Raw genomic sequence first — 16,673 nt, 5'->3', positions numbered from 1 at the left:
GAGCTGCGCCAAGATCTTGCGTCGTAGAGGATCGGCATGGCCGACATCTCCGCAGCGTCTGTTGCCCTGCCGCGGGCCACAGCCGACAAAGCAGCCAGAGCAAGACTGGCCTATCTCGATGGCTGGCGCGGGCTTTCGATCGCACTGGTGCTGATCGGCCATTTCTTCCCCGTTCCCGGGATCAATCTCGGCGTGCTCGGCGTCGAGTTCTTCTTCGTGCTCTCAGGCCGGCTGATGGGCGAGATACTGTTCATCGAACGCTTTCCGCTGAAAAAATTCTTCAAGCGCCGCTTTTCGCGCATCTATCCCGCGCTGCTGGTGTTCGTGACATCAGCCATGATCGGGCTCTCCGGCACCTTTATCGCCTTCAAATGGAAGGCGGCGCTGACGGCGCTGACATTCACCTACAACTATGCCGGAATTCTCATCACCCGCGCCGGCGCGCTCGACCACATCTGGTCGCTATGCGTGGAAGAGCACGCCTACATCATCCTGGCGCTGATCAGCGTGGCGGTGACCGGGCGGGGCAATGTCGTGCGGCTGCTGGTGACGCTGTCGCTGCTGGCGATGGCCAATGGCGCCATTTCGTACTGGGTGCTCGGCATGGATTACGAGCACAGCTATTGGCGCACCGACGTGCATATCGCCTCGATCCTGCTGTCGGCATCGATCTGCCTGCTCAGGCACGATGACCGGCTGCCGGCATTCCTGAAGGGTCCCTATGTCAGTCTGGTGTCGGCGGCCGCCGCCATTCTGCTGTTCCTCGATCCGGTGCCGACGCCGGTCCACTATCTCCTGGCGGTGCCCTTGCTGGCGCTTGCCGTCAATACGCTGGACACCAGCAGCTGGCATCTGACCGGCCTGCTTTCATCCAGGCCGATGGTGATGATCGGGCTGTGGTCGTACTCGCTCTATCTCTGGCAACAGCCCTTCTACAAATTCGTCGCCGAGCAGGGCAGTGCGCCGATCCCGATGCTGGCGGCTGTCTTCGCCTGTGCATTATGCAGCTACTATCTGGTCGAGAAGCCCGCGCGGGCCTGGCTGAACCGGAATTGGTGAGGGCTACGGACTCCTAATCTTATGCCGCCGTGGCGATCTGCTTGCCGATCATCAGCCGGCGACCCATCAGCCGGCGATCTCCTTGAGGTAGTAGCGCACCGCCTTCTTGCCGCCATGGATCACCGCGTCACCGACCTCGGCAAAGCCAAGCGCCGCATGGAAGGCGTCCGAAGCCGGATTGGGCGGTTCGACATTGACCTCGCAGGTGACGATGCTGTGGCCCGCGCGTGCGACTTCCCCGAACAGATCCTCGTAGAGCCGGCGGGCATGGCCGCGGCCGCGCGCTTGCGCCGCGACGACGACGCGGTCGACATAGACGAAGCGTGGATAGCGCTCGCGGAACCAGAGGAAATTCGGGCTGTCGTAGGCCGCATTCTGGTCGAAGGTCATGATGAAGGCTTCGAGCGTGCCGATGCGCCTGACGTAAAACGCTTCGCCAAGCAGGAAAGACAGCCGTTCGGGCTCGAGCCATGACAGTTCGGCGGCGTGCTCATTGTTGAGTGCGAGGATGGCCGCTTCGTCCTGAGGCGAGACACGGCTGATCGGCGACGGCCCAGTCACGGCTTCGCTCATCATGCTCTGGCCGCCGCAATCGTCGCGGCAACCAGCGCCCCATCGGTGACTGTGGTGCGGTATTCGCGGTCCAGATCGCCGCCGCCCATGCCGACTTGCGGGTTGCGGTAGGCCATGGCGCTCGGTACGTCCTTGAGCGCGGCGAAATGCAGTTCCGTCAGCCCGGTTGATGCCAGCACCCCGGCGATGTTTTCGGGGTCCAGCGCGCCGCAGCCGAGGATGATGATGCGGCCGTCGGCCTGGCGGACGAGATCCGCCAACAGGCCGGCGCCTTCCACCGCGGTGTCCCTCTGGCCGCTGGTCAGCACGCGGCCGACCTTGCAGCGGATCAGCGCTTCCAGCGCCTCGGCCGGGTCGCGGGTCATGTCGAAGGCGCGGTGGCAGGTGACGGCGAGCGGACCGGCGGCATGGACCAGCGCGCCCATGCGGGTTTCATCGATGGTGCCGTCGGCATTGAGGCAACCGACAACGACGCCGGCGACGCCGAGGTCACGAAGCGCTGCGACATCGGCGAGCATCGAGCTGTATTCGGCCTCGCTGTAGAGGAAATCGCCGCCGCGCGGCCGCACGATGACATGGAAGGGAATTGTCGCGCTCTCGAGTGCGGCGCGCACCGTGCCGAGGCTGGGCGTGATGCCGCCTTCGACCAGGCTGGCGCAGAGCTCGACCCGGTCGGCGCCGGCGGCCTGCGCAGCCAGCAGTCCATCGATGCCTTCGACGCAGATTTCGATCAGGGGGCGAGCATTTCCGGCCAAGGGGCGATCCTTCATGATTGCATGACGGCCAGCCCTAGCATCGGCTCGGTTGGTGGGGAAGCCGGAACAGCCAGTCGCTGCTTGGGCCAGCCCGGCAACCCGGCCGATCCGCAATTACTGGCGCAGCACCGTGTTCTTGGCGCCTTGTTCGACCTGGTCGATGACCAGCAGCTTGACCGGGCCGTCGCCGATGTTGGTGGCCTGGTGCCACTGGCCGATCATCTCGATGATGAAATCGCCCGTCTTGTAGGTGTTGCTGTTGCCGGTCTCGACATTCGTCACTTTGAGTGTCCCGGCTTCGACATAGGCGTAGCGGGCAAACGGGTGCTTGTGCACCGGCAGAGTGGCACCGACCGCAATGTCATAGGTTGAAACCAGGACCTGGACATTTTTCTGCGGCAGCACGATCGGCTGGCCGGACGCCGTCTGGCTGCGATCGGCAAGCGGTGTGACGACAACCGGCGGGATGGTACTGTCCAGCGCCCGAGCGGGGTTTGCCGATAGCGCTGCCGCGAACAGCAGCATCGATGCCAGGATCTTTCGCATGGTTCCTCCAGGTTTTACCGCCACCGCGCGGCGCGACGCCAAAGTTCTAACTCTCGTCAGTTACTGGAGACACAACGTCATCCGCCGGTGCCGTCGTCCATCATCGTATTCGTGAGCGCTTCATAGATGTTGCTGCATACCTGAGACCGCGGACAGTGTTTTACGATGAATGCCGGCACGACAGTCAGTGCGGCGGCGATCAGGATTTGCAGGAAGAGAGGAGCAGGCTCGAAGCGTTTGCCAAACAAGGCTCGGCAAGCGAAGTAGAGACTTTGAGCCAGGCATGCCCAGACAAGGACATGCAACAGCGTGCTCGTTGCTCGGGCATAGGGCGTTATGTATCCGTCGGGAAAGCCGACCATGCCAAGGTCGACGAGCCACTGCAGAGCCAGAACGCAGGACAGGCATGCCCACAGAAAGAGCGCCACGCGGGTAACCAAAACTCTGCTGCGATCCACGCTCATATGCAATCGAAGCACAACTGCGCTCGGCCTTCCAGAGCGGCTGCTGCGTGGCTTGGAGTATCGCCTATTTAAGAGTGCGCAGCGTGATCGAATAGCGGTGCCCGGCGACCGGCGGAATGCTGTGCTCCCATTCGTGGCGCGCTGGGCCATTCATGAGATAGACAGATCTCGGCTGAACCTCAATCGTCTCGCGATTCCATTTCGAGCCGTTTTTGCGGCGCAGCCGAAAGCTGCAGGACGCCAGCAGCGAGACGCCGGCGACGAGATCGAAATGCGGCTTGTCGCGATGCCAACCTATGCCCGCGCCCGGCCGATACTCGTTGATGAGCACTTGGGCGAATTCCGTGGCCTGCCTGCCGGCAAAATCCGCGACCTTGTCGCGAAGCGGCAGCAGGAATTTCGGGATGGGCGGCGCTTCGACGACCTGGCGCCGGTCGTAGTCGTAGCGCCAGCCGAAGCCGGCGACCAGCCGGTTGGCAATATGGCCATGGAAATCGAACGGCTTGAAGGACAGTTCATTGAGGTGACGGACCAGTTCCGCCTCTTCGTCCGTTGTGATCAGGCTAGGCCGGTAAGAAAATCCTTCCGGCAACGCGTCGGCCGCGCCGAAGAGATCGCCCTGGCTGGCATATGCTGTTGTGCTGGATTTCGTCTGTGCCATCTGACGGAGAGATAGGAAGCCTCGCCGCCCGGGCAAGATTGTCGGCGTTGTGGTGCGCCTCCCTCTCGGAACCTCCGCATCGTTGCGGCATTACGCATGTTCGAAGCAGGATTTGGGGCGAAAGATTTGGGGACGAAGCAGGATTTTCGACATGCCGTCCACTGCCATTCGCAACACCCACTACGACCCGTCGACGAAAATCCTCTCGGTCTGGTTCGTCCCGAGCGGAGCCCGCTACGACTATGAAGAGGTCGAGCCCGAGACCTATGCGGCGTTCCGCGCCGCCTTCTCGAAGGGGCAATTTTTCAACGAGTTCATACGCGATCGCTACCGGTTTCACCTGGTTGAAGAAGGGCGCCGGCGCGTGACTGGATCCTGAAGGCGCTACCAGGAGTCGCAGCGCAGGGCTAGTTTTCGGGCTGAGAAGACCAGGGACCCAGGCAGCTATAGGCCCGCCAAGCGCGAGTGGAATGCCAAACGGGCCCGTATAGCCGCTCATCAAAGCCCTGTTCAACTCCTCAATTCGTGGTAAGGTGATTATACCAGTTAATAACATGACGATCGGCGCGGCCGTCGTTTAATGCGGGAGTAAGGATAGATGACGACGATTGCGCTGTTCGGTGCCGGCGGCAAAATGGGTTACCGCCTGTCGACCAATTTTCGCGGATCGCCCTACACGGTACGCCATGTCGAGGTCAGCGAGGCCGGCCGCGAGCGGCTGAAGACCGGACTGGGCTTCGACGCGGTCAGTGCCGATGCGGCGCTCGACGGGGCGGATATTGTCATCCTGGCCGTTCCCGACACGCATATCGGCAAGGTGGCGGCTGATATCGAGAGCAAACTGGCGCCAGGCACAATGGTGATAGTGCTCGATGCGGCCGCACCCTTCGCCGGCCATCTGCCCAACCGGCCGGACCTGACCTATTTCGTCACCCATCCCTGTCATCCGCCGATCTTCAACGACGAGACCGACATGGCGGCCAAGAAGGACTATTTTGGTGGCGTCAAGGCCAAGCAGCATATGGTCAGCGCGCTGATGCAGGGACCGGAAGCGGATTACGCCAAGGGCGAGGCGGTCGCGAAAATCATCTGGGCGCCGGTCATGCGCTCGCACCGTGTCACCGTCGAGCAGATGGCGCTGCTGGAGCCCGGTCTATCGGAGACGGTGTGCGCATCACTGCTTGTCGTCATGAAGGAAGCCGTCGACGAGGTCGTCGCGCGTGGCGTCGACCAACAGGCGGCGCTCGATTTCCTGCTCGGCCACATGAACGTGCTCGGCGCCGTCATTTTCGGCGAGACCAAGGGTGTGTTTTCCGACGCTTGCAACAAGGCGATCGAGTTCGGCAAGCCGGTGCTGATGCGCGACGACTGGAAGCGGGTGTTCGAGCCGGAAGAGATCGCCGCGAGCATTCGGCGCATTACCTGAGGCAGGCCGAGTCAGGCGCTGGCCGGAGTGCCTCGATCGCTCGACACACCCGCCATGACAGCCACATGTTTTTGCTCAGTGGCACATGTCACCTCAATTAGTGATTGACTCATCATACCAGTTGGCTTAGCTGTTGATGGCTTGGACAAGGGTTCGCGGGAAGTACGAAGCCTGGGCGAGTGGAGGGACGGCGGGGGAGCAGCGATCGTTTGGGAAGCCGGCACCGGCATTCAGCCTGAACCGATCGGCGGCCCGCGTTGCGCGACGAATTCGAGTGCAGAGGCCTTGATTGATCAAGGCAATTTTTCAAACGGGAGGACATCATGAAACTCACACGCAGAATGACACTTGCGGCTTTTGCCGGCATGCTGGCGCTTGGCACGGCGGCGCCCGCCTATGCGGCCGAGCTCATTGCCATCATCACGCCCTCGCACGACAATCCGTTCTTCAAGGCGGAAGCCGTCGGCGCCGAAGCCAAGGCCAAGGAACTCGGCTACGAAGCGCTTGTGCTCGTCCATGATGACGACGCCAACAAGCAGTCCGAATTGATCGACACGGCGATCGGTCGCGGCGCCAAGGCGATCATCCTCGACAATGCCGGCGCCGACGCCACCGTCGCTGCCGTGCAGAAGGCCAAGGACGCCGGTGTTCCGTCGTTCCTGATCGATCGCGAGATCAATGCCACCGGCGTCGCCGTGGCGCAGATCGTCTCCAACAACTACCAGGGCGCCCAGCTCGGCGCGCAGGAGTTCGTCAAGCTGATGGGCGAGAAGGGCAATTTCGTCGAACTGGTCGGCAAGGAATCCGACACCAATGCCGGCATTCGCTCGAAGGGCTATCATGACGTCATCGACGATTATCCGGATCTGAAGATGGTCGCCCAGCAATCGGCAAACTGGAGCCAGACGGAAGCCTATTCCAAGATGGAATCGATCCTGCAGGCCAACCCGGATATCAAGGGCGTCATCTCCGGCAATGACACGATGGCGATGGGCGCCTATGCGGCGCTGGTCGCGGCAAACCGCAAGGACGTCATCGTCGTCGGCTTCGACGGATCCAATGACGTGCGCGACTCCATCACCGCGGGCGGCATCAAGGCAACCGTCCTGCAGCCGGCCTATGCGCAGGCGCAGATGGCGGTCGAGCAGGCCAACGACTTCATCAAGAACAAGAAGTCGCCGGCCAAGGAAAAGCAGTTGATGGACTGCGTCCTGGTCAATGGCGACAATGCTGCCAAGCTGGAAACGTTTGCGCTGACCAACTGAGCCGGCGTGACATGAACAGCGAGGGGCGACCCAAGGGTCGTCCCTCGTCGCCATTTTCCGTGGGTACTGATCACCATGCTCAACAAGCCATCATGCTGAACAACAAGCCGACCTGGCCGATCCTTGCCGTGATACTCGGCATCAGCCTGACCGCATGTAAGATTTTGCCGACTCCCTCGGGGGATAGCGGCAACGGCTTCAATCCTGACAGGATGGTCGAGGAGATCTGGGCCGCGAAGGTCGTACCTTACCTCCAGCAGAAAGCCGGGCCGTTTGCCCAGGTCCACGCTCTGGCGAAAACCGATCCTGCTTCCGCCGGCGCCAAATATGGCAATCCGAACAAGCAGGCGAATTCGCCCTGGACCTTCGCGGTTCGCGTCGAGGGCAAGATCATCGCAGCCAACACGCAGTCGCGGGCCGCGACCATGGATATCGATGTGGACGGCGACGGCAAGGCCGATGCGCGGGTACAGATCGGACCGGCCATGCGCGGAACCGCGCTGCGCGACAGCCTCGATTTCATCCAGTTCAACGATTTTACCAACCAGATCGACTTCGCCCAGTTCGGCAAGGCGTTCAACGCCTATGCCGTCAAGGCCGTGCTTGCCAAACTGCCGCGTGACGCCTTGGAGGGCCGGACCGCCAAGGTCCTCGGCGCCTATACGCTCGAAAACGGCCAGGACCTGCCGCTGGTGACGCCGGCGGAGGCAGAAATCGGGCCGAAGCCATGAGCGCTGCGGTTGCTCACGATGTCATCCTGAAACTGGAGGACGTCTCCAAGGTGTATTCAGGCACCGTCGCGGTCAAGCGCGCGAATTTCGAGGTGCGCAAGGGCGCGGTCAATGTGCTGGTCGGCGAAAACGGCGCCGGCAAATCGACGCTGATGAAGATCATCGCCGGCGTCGAACAGCCGACGCTTGGCCGGATCCTCCTGGAAGGGGAGGAGGTCTCCTTCTCGTCATCGGGCGATGCGGTGAACCGCGGCATTGGCATGGTGTTCCAGGAGCTGAACCTGTTTGGCAATATGACCGTCGCCGAGAACATCTTCGCCACGCGCGAGATCACCAACCGGTTCCGCAAGATCGACCGCAAGGAGCAGGAGCGTCGCGCGGCGCAATTTCTCGAACGCCTGCAGGCCGGGATAAGGCCCGACATGCTGGTCGAGGATCTGCGCATCGGCCAGCAGCAGCTGGTCGAGATCGCCAAGGCGGTTTCGCTCGATGCGCGCATCCTGATCATGGACGAGCCGACCTCGGCGCTCAGTGCGGCGGAAGTCGAGATCCTGTTCAAGGTGATCGCCGACCTCAAGGCGCGCGGCGTGGCGATCGTCTACATCTCGCACCGGCTGGAAGAGCTGATCCGCATTGGCGACTACATCACGGTGCTGCGCGATGGACACATCACCGGCCAGGAAGAGATGAAAAACGTCGACACGCGGTGGATCGTGCGGCAGATGATCGGCTCCGACGCCAAGGATTTCGCCAAGGCCGACGGCCATGTTCCCGGCGGAGAGATATTCCGCGCCGAGGACATCTGCCTGCCGCGCGCGACCGGCGGACTGGCGGTCGATCACGTCTCGCTGTCGCTGCGCGCCGGCGAGATCCTCGGCATATACGGCCTGATGGGCGCCGGGCGGAGCGAGCTGTTCGACTGCATCATGGGCCGCCATGGCCAGGCTACCGGCGCGATCTTCATCGCCGGCAAAAAGGTCAAGGAGCGCGACACGACGCGGCGTATCCGGCGCGGGCTGGCGCTGATCCCCGAAGACCGCCAACGCGAAGGGCTGGTGTCGATCCTCTCCGTCGCCAGCAATCTGACACTGGCCAGCCTGTCGCGTTTTGTCCGCCTGTTTCACATTCGCGGCGGCCAAGAGAAGCAGGCGGTGACGCAGATGGTGCGGGAACTGGCGATCAAGGTCGCCGACCCGGCGCAGGAGGTCTCATCGCTGTCGGGCGGCAACCAGCAAAAGGTGGTAATCGGCAAGGCGCTGCTCACCGGGCCGAAGGTGCTGCTGATGGACGAGCCCAGCCGCGGCATCGATGTCGGCGCCAAGGCCGACGTCTTCCGCACCATGCGCAAACTGTCGCGCGATGGGCTCGGTATTCTGTTCGCCACCTCCGATCTCGATGAGGTGATGGCGCTGTCCGACCGGATCGCGGTGATGAGCAATGGAAAACTGACCGGCATGTTCGATCGCGCCGAGGCGACGGAGGCAGCCCTTGTCGCCGCCTCGGCACTTGGCCACGGACCGGCCCCGCACACGGAGAACCCATGACTGACATCCCGGCCAAGGCGGCTGTCTCCTCCGTTTCGAGCGGCTCGCTGCTGCTGACGCTGATGAAGGCGAGGACCTTCATCGCGCTGATCGCCGTCTTGATCTTCTTCTCGATCGCGGCGCCGAATTTCCTGTCGACCGCCAACCTGATCCTGATGTCGAAACATGTGGCGCTGAACGCCTTCCTCGCTATGGGCATGACCTTCGTCATCATCACCGGCGGCATCGACCTGTCGGTCGGCTCGATCGTCGGCCTGTGCGGCATGGTCGCCGGCTACCTCGTGCTGAACGGAATCGACCTGCAATTCGGCTACACAATCTATTTCAATGTCGTCGAGATCGCCCTGATCACGCTGGCGGTCGGCATATTGATCGGCGCCGTCAACGGATTGCTGATCACCAGGTTGAATGTCGCGCCGTTCATCGCCACGCTCGGCGTGCTCTATGTCGCGCGGGGCCTGGCGTTGCTGTCGTCGGACGGCCGCACCTTCCCCAACCTCGTCGGCAAGCCGGAGCTTGGCACCACCGGGTTTGGTTTCCTCGGCGCCGGGCGGCTGCTCGGCCTGCCGGTGGCGATCTGGATCCTGATCGTCGTTGCGCTGGCGGCGGCATATCTCGCCAAATACACGCCGCTCGGCCGCCACATCTTCGCCGTCGGCGGCAATGAACGGGCGTCGCGAATTTCGGGCGTTCGTGTCAACGTGGTGAAAATGTTCGTCTACATGTTCTCCGGCTTTTGCGCGGCGATCGTCGGTTTGATCATCTCGTCCGAACTGATGGCCTCGCACCCGGCAACGGGCGAAAGTTTCGAGCTCAACGCCATCGCGGCGGCAGTGCTCGGCGGCACCTCGATGTCAGGTGGGCGCGGCACGATCGGCGGCACCATTGTCGGCGCCTTCGTCATCGGCATTCTTTCGGACGGGTTGGTGATGATGGGCGTGAGTTCCTTCTGGCAGATGGTGATCAAGGGCCTTGTCATCATCGTCGCCGTCGTCGTCGACCAGGCGCAGCGCCGGCTGCAGAGCCGGGTGACGTTGATGCAGATGGCAAAGGCAGGCTGAGCATGGCGGAGTTGCGGGGAGGGCTCATCGGCTGCGGCTTCTTTGCCATCAACCAGATGCATGCCTGGCGCGACATTGAAGGCGCCGCGATGGTCGCCATTTGCGACCGCGACCCGGAGCGGCTGCGCATCATCGGCGACCAGTTCGGCATTGCGAAGCGCTACACCGACGCGGCAGAGATGTTTGCAAGCGAAAGCCTCGACTTCGTCGATATCGCCACTACCGTTCCCAGCCATCGTCCGCTGGTCGAGATGGCGGCGCTGCACCGTGTGCCGGTGATTTGCCAAAAGCCGTTCGCGCCGACGCTTGCCGACGCCAAGGCGATGGTGAGGGCCTGCGTGGAAGCCGGCGTACCGCTGATGGTGCATGAGAATTTTCGCTGGCAGTCGGCGATCCAGGCGGTGCGTGCCGTGCTCGACAGCGGCGAGATCGGCACGCCGTTCTTCGGGCGCATCTCCTTCCGCTCTGCCTATGACGTGTTTTCCGGCCAGCCCTATCTCGCCAAGGGAAAGCGCTTCATCATCGAGGACCTCGGTATCCACAGTCTCGACATCGCCCGTTTTCTACTGGGCGACGTGTCGACGATCACGACGCGAACCGCGCGCATCAACCCCGGCATCGCGGGCGAAGATGTCGCGACGATGCTGATGGACCACAAGAGCGGGGCGACGTCAGTGGTCGACTGTAGCTACGCGACGAAGCTCGCCACCGAACCGTTTCCCGAAACGCTGATCGAGATCGACGGCAGCGACGGCACGATCCGCTTGGCGCAGGGATATCGGCTCACCGTCACCGGCAGGAGCGGCACGAAGATCACCGACGTTTCGCCGCCCGTACTCGCCTGGGCATCGCGCCCATGGCACAACATCCAGGAGAGCGTCGTCGCCATCCAGCAGCACTGGGTCGACTGCCTGGCAAAGGGAACCGAGCCGGCGACCTCGGGCGCCGACAATCTCAAGACATTCGCGCTGGTCGAGGCGGCCTATCTGGGCGCCGCGAGCCACGAACCTGTCCACCTGGATGGCTTGCTGACATGACAGCCGACGCCTTCCTCCTATACGGCACACGCGTGGTCGAGGCCGAGCCGGTTAGGCTGAGTGCGGGCTTGCTCAGCGCCGACTTTGTCAACGGCAGCCTGCGCACCATCCGTTACGGCGGCATCGAAGTGCTGCGCGCCATCGCCTACATCGTGCGCGACCGCTACTGGGGCACCTATGAACCGGCGCTGACGGACCTTGCCGTCGATCAGGACGCCGACAGCTTCTCCGTCAGCTACTCCGCAACTTGCTTAGCACCGGGCGGAAGCCGGCTCGACTTTCGCGCTACGATCAAGGGCTCCGCCAACGGTCACCTAGTGTTCGACGTCAGCGCGGTCCCTGAAAGCGATTTCGAGACCAATCGCTGCGGTTTTTGCGTCCTGCATCCGATCGCCGGCCTCGCCGGCAGCCCGGTCACGGTCGAGCATACCGACGGCAGCGTGGTGGCGACGAAACTGCCGCTGTTGATCGATCCCTGGCAGCCTTTCAAGGATTTGCGCGCGATCACCCATGAAGTCCGGCCGGGCATTACTGCCGAATGCCGGATGGAGGGCGACACTTTCGAGATGGAGGACCAGCGTAACTGGTCGGACGCGTCCTACAAGACCTATGTGCGGCCACTGGCGCTGCCTTGGCCCTATGTACTGCCGGCCGGCCAAACTGTAAGCCAGACGGTCAGCCTGCGCATCACCGGCGAGGGGGGAATGCCGGCCGCAGCATCTGCCGCCGAACCGGTCAGCGTCGAACTCGGCGAGACCGGGCAGAGGCTGCCGGATCTCGGCGTGATCATCTACCCGGATGAGGTCGAAGCAGCGCTCGCAAATCTTTCGACATTGACCGAGCTCGGCCCGCAGCAACTTGTCTTCCACTACGATCCGACGCGCGGCCACGGTCTCGAAGCATTGCAGTCTTATGCAAGGCTCACCGCCGCCTATCCGGTGCAGACGACGCTGGAATGCGTCGTTGCCTGCGCGGGCGACCTCGATCCCGAGCTGTCAGGCGTTGCCGACATGGTGCGTCAAGCCGGGTTGAAGCTTTCGGCCATTGCCGTCTCGCCTTCGGTCGACCGGCAGTCGACACCGCCGGGCAGTGCGTGGCCGGACTGTCCGCCGCTCGAAGACGTCTATGACGCGGCGCGGCGCGCCTTTCCCGATATCCGGCTTGGCGGCGGCATGTTCAGCTATTTCACCGAGCTCAACCGCAAGCGCGTGCCGGGGGGCCTGCTCGATTTCGTCACTCACTGCACGTGCCCGATCGTGCACGCCGCCGACGATCTCAGCGTCATGCAGTCGCTGGAGGCGCTGCCCTCCATAACCGCGTCGGCGCGGGCGATCTTTGGGGAAAAGCCTTACCGCATCGGTCCATCGACGATCGCCATGCGCCAGAACCCCTATGGCGGCGCGACCAAGGGCAATCCCGGGGGACAGCGCATCACCATGGCCGATCGCGACCCTCGCCATGCCGGCCTGTTCGCAGCCGCATGGGCGATCGGCTATGCCGCGCGTGTCGCGCCGGCCGGGCTGGAACTGCTCACGCTGTCCGGCTTCGCCGGGCCCTTCGGCGTGCTGGCAGCATCCGGCGAACCCGTCGCGGAAGGATCGCCTCGGCCGATCTTCGATGCCATCAAGGGGCTTTGCGAACTGGCCGGCCTTGCCCATGTTGCGGCAAGGACGAGCGACGAGACCAAGGTGCTGGCGCTGGCCGGCCGCTCCGCTTCGGGCAAGACCGTGGCGTGGCTGGCGAACCTGACGGCGGACGACGTGACGGTCGACATCTCAGCGTTTGGCCGAGGCCAACTGGTGATGACCCCTTACGCGATCACGCGGATCAGCTGAAATCAGTTGCCGGAGTTCATCACATAAAGCGCGCGCGAGCGCTCGAGGTGCTTGATCATCGCCTTCTCGGCGCCGTCGGCATCCTTCTTCTCAATGCGGCCGATGATCTCTTCATGCTCGGTCAGCGTGAACTGTTCCTTGCCGGTCCAGATCAGCATTTCGGTGTGATATTCCTTCAGCCAACCGAGCATCGCCTCGCTGACGGCGATATAGATCGGGTTGCCCGAGATCGCCGCGATCTGGGTGTGAAACTTCATGTCGGCGGAGATGAAGGCTTCGGAATCGCCGCGAAAGCCACGCTGTTCGGCAATTGTGGCCCGCAGCTGCTCAACGTCCTCGGCAGTGGCGTTTTCGGCGGCTTCCCTGACCATACCGCGCTCGAAGAAGATGCGCGCCGTTTTCAGGTGTTCCAACGTGTCCTTCGACGACGACAGGATGATCTTGGCTGCGCCATCGACCTGCTTGATGATCGACTTGGCGGTCAGCTGGAGCACCTTGGCGCGTTCCCCATGCGAGATCGCGACGAGGCCCATATTGCTCAGCGCCTGCATCGCCTCGCGGATCGCGGGACGGCCGACCTCGAAGCGCTCCATCAACTCGCGCTCCGACGGCATGTCGTCGCCCGGCGTCAATTCTCCGCTGGTGATCAGGCGCTTCAGCCGCAAAAACACTTCGTCGGAAAGTTTGCGCCGGACGATCGGCTCCGAACGGTTCATCGTCGCGAATCACTCCCTTGACCTGTCTCTATCTAGCATTGCCACAGCCATTCCCGGAATGGCCGTCGCCCCGATCGGCCATAGCCGCAAGACAGGATATTGCTTGCAAAGCTTATGTACTCATTATACCAGATTCTGACGATCAAGGAACTCATTTCGAACCTCCGCGGCCTCAGACAACGAACCATGATCACGCTCACCTACCGCATCGAAACGTCAGGTAGCATCGAGGCGCTGGCGACCAAGATCGCCAGCGACCAGTCGACTGGAACCTTCGTCGCGCTGCCCGGTGAGACCGAGGAACTGAAAGCCCGGGTGGCCGCGCGTGTCCTGACCATTCGGCATTTGCCTGAGGCTGACAGGCCATCGCTTCCCGAGGCCGGTGACGGGCCGTTCAAGCGCGCGGATGTCGACATCGCCTTTCCATTCGATGCCATCGGGACCGACCTGTCGGCGCTGATGACGATTGCCATCGGCGGCGCCTATTCGATCAAGGGCCTGTCCGGCATTCGCGTCGTCGACATGAAATTGCCGGGGGAATTCAGTGGCGCCCATCCGGGTCCGCAGTTCGGCGTCGCCGGCAGCCGCAGGCTGACAGGTGTTGCGGACCGACCGATTATCGGCACCATCGTCAAGCCGGCGCTGGGGCTTCGGCCACACGAGACCGCCGCAATGGTGGGGGAGCTGATCGCCGCCGGCGTCGATTTCATCAAGGACGACGAGAAGCTGATGAGCCCGGCCTATTCGCCGCTGGCGGAGCGGGTGAAGGCAATCATGCCGCTGATCCTCGACCACGAGCAGAGGACCGGCAAGAAGGTGATGTATGCCTTCGGCATCTCGCATGCCGACCCGGACGAGATGATGCGCAACCACGATCTGGTGGCCAAGGCGGGCGGCAATTGCGCGGTGGTCAACATCAATTCGATAGGCTTCGGTGGCATGGCGTTTCTTAGAAAACGCTCCAGCCTGGTGCTGCATGCCCATCGCAACGGCTGGGACATTCTTACTCGCCATCCCGGCCTCGGCATGGACTTCAAGGTCTGGCAACAGTTCTGGCGGCTGCTCGGCGTCGACCAGTTCCAGATCAACGGCATCCAATCGAAATACTGGGAGCCGGACGCGTCTTTCGTCGAGTCCTTCAAGGCGGTGACGACGCCGATTTTTGCGCCTGAGGATTGCGCCTTGCCTGTGGCGGGCTCCGGCCAATGGGGCGGGCAAGCGCCCGAGACCTATGAACGGACCGGCCGCACGGTCGATCTGCTCTATCTGTGCGGCGGCGGCATCGTCAGCCATCCGGATGGACCGGGCGCCGGGGTGCGTGCCGTGCAGCAAGCCTGGCAGGCGGCGGTCGACGGCATTCCGCTGGCGGATTTCGCCTTGAGCCATCCGGAGCTGGCGCGGTCGATCGAAAAATTCGGCGACGGCAAAGCGGCCTGAAGCAATGCAAGACCTGCTTCTCAGCTATTATGGCGACGACCTCACCGGCTCGACCGACGTCATGGAAGCGCTCGAACTCGGCGGCGTCCCGACCGTGCTGTTCATGCGCCAGCCGGACGCGGCCATGGTTGAGCAGTTCAGCCATTGCCGCGCCATTGGCCTGGCCGGCACCAGCCGCAGCGAGACGCCGCAATGGATGGACACGCATCTGAGCGATGCCTTCGCTTGGCTGAAGACGCTGAATGCCGCGATCTGTCACTACAAGGTCTGCTCGACCTTCGATTCCAGCCCGGCGATCGGCAGCATCGGCCGGGCGATCGAGATCGGCCGCTCGGTCTTCGCGCAGGACAGCGTGCCGCTGCTGGTTGGGGCGCCGCAACTCAAGCGTTACACTGCCTTCGGTCATCTATTCGCGGCCTATCGTGAAAAGTATTTCCGCATCGACCGCCATCCGGTGATGAGCCGCCACCCGACGACGCCGATGGATGAATCCGACCTGCTGATCCATCTGTCGCGGCAGACGGAGCTCACGTCGGGGCTGGTCGATCTCGCGACGTTGCAGTCGGCGTCGCGCTCGGAAGCCTTCGACCGCTTGCTCGCTGAGGGCACCGACATCGTACTTGTCGATGTCGACAGCCTCGAGACGCAGGCGCTTGCCGGCAAGGAGATATGGCGCGCCCGCAAGCCGGGCGGTTCGTTCGTCGTCGGCTCGTCGGGGATCGAATATGCGCTGCTGGCCGAATGGGTGTCGAACGGGACAGTCAGAGCTGAACCAGAATTTTCGCCGCCGGGTGCCGCCGACCGGATCGCGGTCGTCTCGGGCAGTTGTTCGTCGACGACCGAACGACAGATCCGTCACGCTTTGACTGACGGCTTCGACGGCATCGAGGTCGATCCCGTCGAACTGGTCTCCGAAGCTTCCGGAGATGCGATCGCACGCGCAGCAGCAGCCGGTCGCGCCAGCCTGGAAGGCGGACGCAGCGTCGTTCTCTACACGGCCCTTGGACCCGCGGCCGACAGGGGGGACGACATCGACCGCCAGGAAGGCGCCCGCCACAAGCTCGGGCGGGGCCTCGGCGAACTGCTTCGCGCGCTGACCATCGAGCAGAAGTTGCAGCGCGTGGTCGTTGCCGGCGGCGATACGTCGAGCCACGCGCTCGGCCAGATGGGTGTCGATGCGCTGACCGTGCGGATGCCGTTGCCGGCGTCGCCGGGCTCGCCGCTTTGCGTCGCTCACTCGCGCGTCAAGGCGATCGATGGGCTGGAGGTGGCACTCAAGGGCGGGCAGGTTGGAACCGACCGCTATTTCAGCGCCATCCGTGACGGCCTTAGCAGCTGATTACGCGTCGCCTGGCAACGGCGAGATCCATTCATGCCCTCTAACGGCGCCGTAGCGGTTTTTGTCGCGCATGTTGACGTTAAATTCACATAAAGATATGGGTGTTTTGTCGGGGCAAGGTACTTTTGCCATTTATCCGCCTTGCTCAATCGGGGTTGTCGCCATGTGTTTCGCCCTTGCATCAGACTGCAGGATCGCCCTGTAGCAATCGCCAATGCTGAAAG

Annotated in this window: 17 protein-coding genes; 11 read left to right on the top strand and 6 right to left on the bottom strand. The window is 62.9% G+C overall.

Going from position 1 to position 16,673, the window contains the following annotated elements; translation table 11 throughout:
* The first annotated feature begins 36 nt into the window (after positions 1-36).
* Positions 37-1,059 (top strand): acyltransferase family protein, encoded by a 1,023-nt coding sequence (locus NKI15_RS03990; RefSeq protein WP_352514113.1) that lies wholly within the window; start codon positions 37-39, stop codon positions 1,057-1,059.
* Positions 1,060-1,125: 66 nt separating this feature from the next.
* Here the strand turns inward: NKI15_RS03990 and NKI15_RS03985 are convergent, their stop codons facing one another.
* From NKI15_RS03985 to NKI15_RS03965, 5 genes are all read right to left on the bottom strand, one after another.
* Positions 1,126-1,632, bottom strand: a complete 507-nt coding sequence (locus NKI15_RS03985; protein ID WP_023741532.1) for a GNAT family N-acetyltransferase — start codon at positions 1,630-1,632, stop codon at positions 1,126-1,128.
* Complete coding sequence (locus NKI15_RS03980) at positions 1,632-2,402, bottom strand: copper homeostasis protein CutC (RefSeq protein WP_031246097.1); 771 nt, start codon at positions 2,400-2,402, stop codon at positions 1,632-1,634. Before NKI15_RS03980 ends, NKI15_RS03985 begins: the two co-directional genes overlap by 1 nt.
* A gap of 99 nt (positions 2,403-2,501) precedes the next feature.
* On the bottom strand, positions 2,502-2,933 hold the full coding sequence (locus tag NKI15_RS03975; protein WP_023681708.1) for a cupin domain-containing protein: 432 nt from the start codon (positions 2,931-2,933) through the stop codon (positions 2,502-2,504).
* 77 nt (positions 2,934-3,010) lie between these two features.
* Positions 3,011-3,397 (bottom strand): hypothetical protein, encoded by a 387-nt coding sequence (locus NKI15_RS03970; protein WP_023691071.1) that lies wholly within the window; start codon positions 3,395-3,397, stop codon positions 3,011-3,013.
* Between the two features lie 64 nt (positions 3,398-3,461).
* Positions 3,462-4,058 carry an alpha-ketoglutarate-dependent dioxygenase AlkB gene (locus NKI15_RS03965; RefSeq protein WP_031246096.1) on the bottom strand — a complete coding sequence of 199 codons (597 nt, stop codon included), beginning with the start codon at positions 4,056-4,058 and terminating at the stop codon, positions 3,462-3,464.
* 151 nt (positions 4,059-4,209) lie between these two features.
* Between NKI15_RS03965 and NKI15_RS03960 the strand changes: the two genes are divergently transcribed.
* The 8 genes from NKI15_RS03960 (at position 4,210) to apnL (ending at position 12,957) form a co-directional block, all read left to right on the top strand.
* Complete coding sequence (locus NKI15_RS03960; protein WP_023681706.1) at positions 4,210-4,437, top strand: KTSC domain-containing protein; 228 nt, start codon at positions 4,210-4,212, stop codon at positions 4,435-4,437.
* 219 nt (positions 4,438-4,656) lie between these two features.
* Positions 4,657-5,484 (top strand): phosphogluconate dehydrogenase C-terminal domain-containing protein, encoded by an 828-nt coding sequence (locus NKI15_RS03955; RefSeq protein ID WP_023688186.1) that lies wholly within the window; start codon positions 4,657-4,659, stop codon positions 5,482-5,484.
* Positions 5,485-5,807: 323 nt separating this feature from the next.
* Positions 5,808-6,749, top strand: a complete 942-nt coding sequence (locus NKI15_RS03950; RefSeq protein ID WP_023741529.1) for a D-ribose ABC transporter substrate-binding protein — start codon at positions 5,808-5,810, stop codon at positions 6,747-6,749.
* A gap of 92 nt (positions 6,750-6,841) precedes the next feature.
* Positions 6,842-7,480 (top strand): DUF2291 family protein, encoded by a 639-nt coding sequence (locus tag NKI15_RS03945; RefSeq protein WP_023741528.1) that lies wholly within the window; start codon positions 6,842-6,844, stop codon positions 7,478-7,480.
* Entirely contained in the window at positions 7,477-9,024 is a 1,548-nt protein-coding gene (locus NKI15_RS03940; protein WP_023741527.1) for a sugar ABC transporter ATP-binding protein, read from the top strand. The genes NKI15_RS03945 and NKI15_RS03940 overlap by 4 nt, the downstream gene beginning before the upstream one ends.
* The gene (locus tag NKI15_RS03935; RefSeq protein ID WP_023741526.1) at positions 9,021-10,085 is read left to right on the top strand and encodes an ABC transporter permease; all 1,065 of its coding nucleotides are present in this window, start codon (positions 9,021-9,023) and stop codon (positions 10,083-10,085) included. Before NKI15_RS03940 ends, NKI15_RS03935 begins: the two co-directional genes overlap by 4 nt.
* 2 nt (positions 10,086-10,087) lie before the next feature.
* Entirely contained in the window at positions 10,088-11,122 is a 1,035-nt protein-coding gene (locus NKI15_RS03930; protein WP_023681700.1) for a Gfo/Idh/MocA family protein, read from the top strand.
* The gene (gene apnL / locus NKI15_RS03925; protein ID WP_352514112.1) at positions 11,119-12,957 is read left to right on the top strand and encodes a D-apionate lactonase; all 1,839 of its coding nucleotides are present in this window, start codon (positions 11,119-11,121) and stop codon (positions 12,955-12,957) included. Before NKI15_RS03930 ends, apnL begins: the two co-directional genes overlap by 4 nt.
* A 2-nt stretch (positions 12,958-12,959) precedes the next feature.
* Here the strand turns inward: apnL and NKI15_RS03920 are convergent, their stop codons facing one another.
* On the bottom strand, positions 12,960-13,673 hold the full coding sequence (locus NKI15_RS03920) for a transcriptional regulator NanR (protein WP_023672607.1): 714 nt from the start codon (positions 13,671-13,673) through the stop codon (positions 12,960-12,962).
* Positions 13,674-13,859: 186 nt separating this feature from the next.
* Here NKI15_RS03920 and oiaX point away from each other — a divergent pair, with 186 nt between their 5' ends.
* Positions 13,860-15,110, top strand: a complete 1,251-nt coding sequence (gene oiaX / locus NKI15_RS03915) for a 3-oxo-isoapionate-4-phosphate decarboxylase OiaX (RefSeq protein WP_023701694.1) — start codon at positions 13,860-13,862, stop codon at positions 15,108-15,110.
* A gap of 4 nt (positions 15,111-15,114) precedes the next feature.
* Positions 15,115-16,449, top strand: coding sequence for a four-carbon acid sugar kinase family protein (locus NKI15_RS03910; RefSeq protein WP_023706024.1), 1,335 nt, complete (start codon positions 15,115-15,117; stop codon positions 16,447-16,449).
* Positions 16,450-16,673 lie beyond the last annotated feature (224 nt).

The sequence above is a fragment of the Mesorhizobium sp. M0862 genome (genome assembly GCF_040319795.1).
GTDB lineage: Bacteria > Pseudomonadota > Alphaproteobacteria > Rhizobiales > Rhizobiaceae > Mesorhizobium.
This window is presented reverse-complemented; position numbering and strand designations above follow the sequence as displayed.